Raw genomic sequence first — 5,008 nt, forward strand, 5'->3', positions numbered from 1 at the left:
CCCGTCGGTGCCGAACAGTCGGGTCATGGTGCGTGATCCTCCGGGGTAGTGGGACCGCCACCGCACTGGGGGTGGGTGTTCCGGACCGGGTAAGGATAGCCCCGGCCGTGAGGTCCCTTGGAAAACGAGCCAGAGCAGGCCCCCGCGATCGCGGGCGCCTGCTCTGCGGTGTCGAGCGCGGAGATCAGCGCTTCGAGTACTGCGGGGCCTTACGGGCCTTCTTGAGGCCGGCCTTCTTGCGCTCGACGGCGCGGGCGTCCCGGGTGAGGAAGCCTGCCTTCTTGAGCGCCGGGCGGTCGTCCGGCGCGTACTGGATCAGCGCGCGGGCGATGGCCAGACGCAGCGCGCCGGCCTGTCCGGAGGGGCCACCACCGTGGAGCAGCGCCACGATGTCGAACTGCTCCTCGCGCTCGACCAGGACGAGCGGCGACTTGACGAGCTGCTGGTGCACCTTGTTCGGGAAGTACTCCTCGAGGGTGCGACCGTTGAGGGTGAACTGGCCGGAGCCGGGCATGAGGCGGACGCGGGCGACGGCCTCCTTGCGACGGCCGACCGCCTGTGTCGGACCGGAGGAGACGACCGGGGCCAGCTGGGTCTCGGCGTCGGCCACGTAGTCGGTACCGCCGGCGTAGTCGGCCTCGCTGTAGTCCTCGGCGACCTCGGCGGCGAGTTCCGCCACCGTGTCATCGGCGAGCTCGGCCTCGGGGGTGATGTTCTCGTCGGTCACTGGGCCACCTGCTTGATCTCGTAGGGCACGGGCTGCTGGGCGGCGTGCGGATGCTCGGGGCCCGCGTACACCTTCAGCTTGGAGGCGACGGCACGACCGAGCTTGTTGCTCGGGAGCATGCCCTTGACGGCCTTCTCGACGACGCGGTCGGGGCGCGTGTCCATGGCCTTGCCGAGGGACTGCGACTTGAGCCCGCCCGGGAAACCGGAGTGACGGTGGTGCATGACGCGCTCGCGCTTGTTGGACGAGATCGCGACCTTGTCGGCGTTGATGATGATGACGAAGTCGCCGGTGTCGGCGTTCGGGGCGAACTGCGGCTTGTGCTTGCCACGGAGGATGTTGGCGACCTGCACGGCGAGTCGACCGAGAACCACATCAGTGGCGTCGATGACGTACCAGGCGCGCGTCACGTCCCCGGGCTTGGGGGTGTACGTGGACACAGGCAATACCTCTGTCTGTCTAGTGGGGCTGCCGGCCTGTCGGACGCCCACCCCCTCGCGCGGCGGCCGGTGGTGACCCGCGGAGGCGGTCCGTCGATCCCGGGACACGGGGACGACACGGACGCCAGCGGCCAAGCCTACCGCCCGGCTGTCGACACTCCAACTCGCCGATCACGGGACCGGCGCGGATCAGTTAGACTCTCCCCCGGTTCCCGCCCTCGTAGCTCAGTGGATAGAGCACGGCTCTCCTAAAGCCGGTGTCGGAGGTTCGATTCCTCTCGAGGGCACCACGGCGCGCGTCCGACCATCCGACGCCCGCCCCACCACCGCGGATGCCGCACGACGCCTCTCGGCCAGACCTGACGGGACCACTGACGCCGTTGACAGCAATACATGCACGTATGACAATCTGTGCATGCCATGGACGAGTGCCGACCCGCGAGCGATCCGGCGACTCCCGTGACATCCGCCAGCCATGCCCGGCGGCGACACGCCGGCGACGACCAGGAGCGACACCGATGACCGTGACCGACCACCCCAACGCCGAGCCCCACTCGCACACCCACGGACCCGGCTGCGGTCACGAGGCCGTGGTCCACGAGGATCACGTCGACTACCTGCACGACGGTCACCTGCACCGCGAGCACGACGGCCACTACGACGAGTGCACCACCTGCTCGTGCGACAACTGCACCGACAGTTGCGCGGTGTGCACCTGTACCGACTGCACCTGCGAGACCTGTAACCACAACGTGTGCTCGTGCGACAACTGCGGGGAGCGCCACGAGTGCGCGAACTGCGTGTGCGACGACTGCTCCTGCCCGACCTGCAGGCACGCGGCCTGAGTCACGGGTAGGCCGCCCGACCGGCCGGACGCACCCGAGCCCGCTGATGGATCATCAGCGGGCTCGGGTGCGTCACGGGGATCAGCGTCGCAGGGTCGCGGCGAACGCCCCTGTCAACGCGAGGATCGGCAGGCCGATGAACAGATGGACTATCGCCGCGGCCAACCCGTCGAGGAACGGCACCGTCACCAGCAGCGGGAGCGCCACCGCCGCGATGATCAGCAATCCCACGGTCCACGAGAAGAACTGCTGCGGGTTCGCCGTACCCACCAGCAGCAGGTACCAGAGGAGCCCGGCCAGGATCGCGGCCACCGCCCCGTAGACCGCGTACATGGTGGGGGTGTTGCCGCCGTTCGCCCACTGGTGGCCGAAGCGGCCGAACGCCGCCTCCACCACCCAGGCGATCAGCCACCCGGCGATCGCCGCCACGAGTGCCGTGGCCGCGACGCTGCCGAGGAACTTGCCCACGTCGATCGCGGGACCGCGGGGTTCACGGCGCTCCTGATAAGCGGCCTCGTTCGAGTAGGGCTCGTCGTACCCTGGGTCTCCGCCCATCTGCGAATACGCGCGCGAGTCGGGTTGCCCCATGCGCCGCGTCTGGTCGTCCTGTCCGGGATACATCTGTTCTGACCGCCTCCGAATCGGTGTGGTGGTCACCGAGGGTAGTCCCTTTGTCCACCGACTTCCCGTCGGTCGGGGTTCGACCCCCGGGGCGCACCGGGACGACGACGCGACCCGCCCGACCGCGTCTCGCGGTCGGGCGGGTCGGGATCGGTTCCGCCCGGGTGGGCCGGGTCAGTGGTTGATGGTCTTCTCCACACCGACGCCGGTGAGGGAGCGGACCTCCATCTCCACCCGCTTCTGCGGGAACTCGTCCTTCTTCCCGAGGAACGTGCCGATGATGCCGAGCAGGAACGCCAGCGGAATCGACACGATGCCCGGGTTGGACAGGGGGAACAGCGAGAAGTCGACACTGGTGATCATCGACTTCGGGCCACCCGAGACCGCGGGCGAGAGCGCGATCAGCACGAGTGTGCTGATCAGGCCGCCGTACATGGAGAACAGCGCACCGGTGGTGTTGAAGCGCTTCCAGAACAGCGAGTAGAGGATGGTCGGCAGGTTCGCCGACGCCGCGATGGCGAAGGCGAGGGCGACGAGGAACGCGATGTTCTGCCCCATGGCGCCGATGCCCATGATGATGGACGCGACACCGATCACCACGACGGTGATCCGGGACACGCGCAGCTGGGCCTTCTCCGTGGCCTTGCCGTGCTTGATCACACCGTTGTAGATGTCGTGGGCGAACGACGCCGAGGCGGTGATCGCCAGGCCCGCGACCACCGCGAGGATCGTCGCGAAGGCCACCGCCGAGATGATGCCGAGGAATATCTCCCCACCCAGCGCGAAGGCCAGCAACGGGGCCGCCGAGTTCACGCCACCCGGCGCCGCCTCGATGACGTCCGATCCCACCATCGCCGCGGCACCGAAGCCGAGGACCAGGGTGAACAGGTAGAAGGACCCGATGAGCGCGATCGCCCAGGTGACCGAGCGACGGGCCTCCTTGGCGGTGGGGACCGTGTAGAAGCGCATCAGCACGTGGGGCAGGCCGGCGGTACCGAAGACCAGGGCGATCGACAGGGAGATGAAGTCGAGCTTGCTGGTCTCGGTGGCGCCGTACTGCAGACCCGGGCTGAGGAGGTCCTTACCCGAGTTGGCGACGGCCTCGCCGAGGAGTGCCGAGAAGTTGCCCCGCGCCGCCACCAGGACGAACAGACACATGATCAGCACGCCACCCACGAGCAGCACGGCCTTGACCATCTGCACGTACGTGGTGCCCTTCATGCCACCGACCAGCACGTAGACGATCATCAGGATCCCGACGGCCGCGACGACGATCGCCTGGCCGGTGGAATCGTTGATGTTGAGCAGCAGGGCGACCAGACCGCCGGCGCCCGCCATCTGGGCGATGAGGTAGAACAGGCAGACCGCGAGAGTCGCCAGGGCGGCGGCCATGCGGACGGGCCGCTGGTTGAGACGGAAGCTCAGCACGTCGGCCATGGTGAACCGACCGGTGTTCCGCATCAGCTCGGCGACGAGCATCAACGCCACCAGCCACGCCACCAGGAAGCCGATGGAGTAGAGGAAGCCGTCGTAACCGTTGATGGCGATGGCACCGGCGATGCCCAGGAACGAGGCCGCCGAGAGGTAGTCGCCGGCGATCGCGAACCCGTTCTGAGGCCCCGTGAAGGTGGAGCCACCGGTGTAGAAGTCCTTGGTCGACTTGGTCGACTTGGACGCCCGCAGCACCAGCGTCATGGTGACGACGATGAAGATGCCGAACACGACCATGTTGAGCAGAGTGGAGCCGACCTGCTCCCCCGGGGTGAGCTCACGGATGTTGATCAGCCAGTCGCCCATCAGGCCACCTCACTTTCCAGCTCGTGGCGGATCGCTTCCGCGCGGGGGTCGATCACCCGGTTGGCGAACCGGATGTACAGGAACGTGATGAGGAACGTGGTGACGAACTGCGCCAGACCGATGATCAGCCCCCAGGTGATGTTCCCGAAGACCCTGGTCGCCATGAAGTCGGTCGCGTAGACCGCCAGTAGCACGTACAGGAAGTACCAGACGAGGAAGGCGATCGTCATGGGGAAGACGAAGGCCCTGAACTTGCTGCGCAACTCCTGGAATTCCGGGCTGGAGTGCATCGCCTCGAAGTCAGCCGCTTCCGGGCTGCGTCGTGACGATCCTCCCACCGGGGGATCAGCTGGCTGGGACACGGAGGTCCTCCGTTTCAGTTCTCTCGAGCCACACCTCTGTAGTGATGCGCCTCACAGACTAGGACTGGAGAAGTGTGACACGGGACACAAGGGTTTGCCGAGGCCAATCCGCCCCGGGGGGCCGACGGAGGCAAACGCGGTGGTGACACCACCCCTATCGGGGGGCGGAGCCACCTCATCCGGGGGGGGTCGGCGCCGGCGTCGGGGTCAGGCACC

6 protein-coding genes and 1 tRNA gene are annotated in these 5,008 nt (G+C 67.6%); 2 read left to right on the forward strand and 5 right to left on the reverse strand.

Annotation, left to right across the window (positions count from 1 at the left end):
• Window positions 1-184: 184 nt before the first annotated feature.
• Together rpsI and rplM are read right to left on the reverse strand one after the other, a co-directional pair.
• Complete coding sequence (gene rpsI / locus G6028_RS06275; protein ID WP_179524679.1) at window positions 185-727, reverse strand: 30S ribosomal protein S9; 543 nt, start codon at window positions 725-727, stop codon at window positions 185-187.
• Window positions 724-1,167, reverse strand: coding sequence for a 50S ribosomal protein L13 (rplM, locus tag G6028_RS06280; RefSeq protein WP_107748654.1), 444 nt, complete (start codon window positions 1,165-1,167; stop codon window positions 724-726). Before rplM ends, rpsI begins: the two co-directional genes overlap by 4 nt.
• A gap of 214 nt (window positions 1,168-1,381) precedes the next feature.
• On the opposite strand from rplM, the gene G6028_RS06285 reads away from it, so the two are divergent.
• Together G6028_RS06285 and G6028_RS06290 are read left to right on the forward strand one after the other, a co-directional pair.
• Window positions 1,382-1,457: transfer RNA gene (locus G6028_RS06285), tRNA-Arg, on the forward strand.
• 228 nt (window positions 1,458-1,685) lie between these two features.
• Window positions 1,686-2,012 carry a hypothetical protein gene (locus G6028_RS06290; RefSeq protein WP_179524678.1) on the forward strand — a complete coding sequence of 109 codons (327 nt, stop codon included), beginning with the start codon at window positions 1,686-1,688 and terminating at the stop codon, window positions 2,010-2,012.
• Window positions 2,013-2,093: 81 nt separating this feature from the next.
• Here the strand turns inward: G6028_RS06290 and G6028_RS06295 are convergent, their stop codons facing one another.
• The 3 genes from G6028_RS06295 to G6028_RS06305 form a co-directional block, all read right to left on the reverse strand.
• On the reverse strand, window positions 2,094-2,567 hold the full coding sequence (locus G6028_RS06295) for a hypothetical protein (protein WP_241730590.1): 474 nt from the start codon (window positions 2,565-2,567) through the stop codon (window positions 2,094-2,096).
• Window positions 2,568-2,807: 240 nt separating this feature from the next.
• Window positions 2,808-4,430, reverse strand: a complete 1,623-nt coding sequence (locus tag G6028_RS06300; RefSeq protein WP_179524676.1) for a solute symporter family protein — start codon at window positions 4,428-4,430, stop codon at window positions 2,808-2,810.
• Window positions 4,430-4,720 carry a DUF485 domain-containing protein gene (locus tag G6028_RS06305; RefSeq protein ID WP_182658357.1) on the reverse strand — a complete coding sequence of 97 codons (291 nt, stop codon included), beginning with the start codon at window positions 4,718-4,720 and terminating at the stop codon, window positions 4,430-4,432. The genes G6028_RS06300 and G6028_RS06305 overlap by 1 nt, the downstream gene beginning before the upstream one ends.
• Window positions 4,721-5,008: the final 288 nt, after the last annotated feature.

It is taken from the genome of Dietzia cercidiphylli (genome assembly GCF_014145145.1).
Classification (GTDB): domain Bacteria; phylum Actinomycetota; class Actinomycetes; order Mycobacteriales; family Mycobacteriaceae; genus Dietzia; species Dietzia natronolimnaea.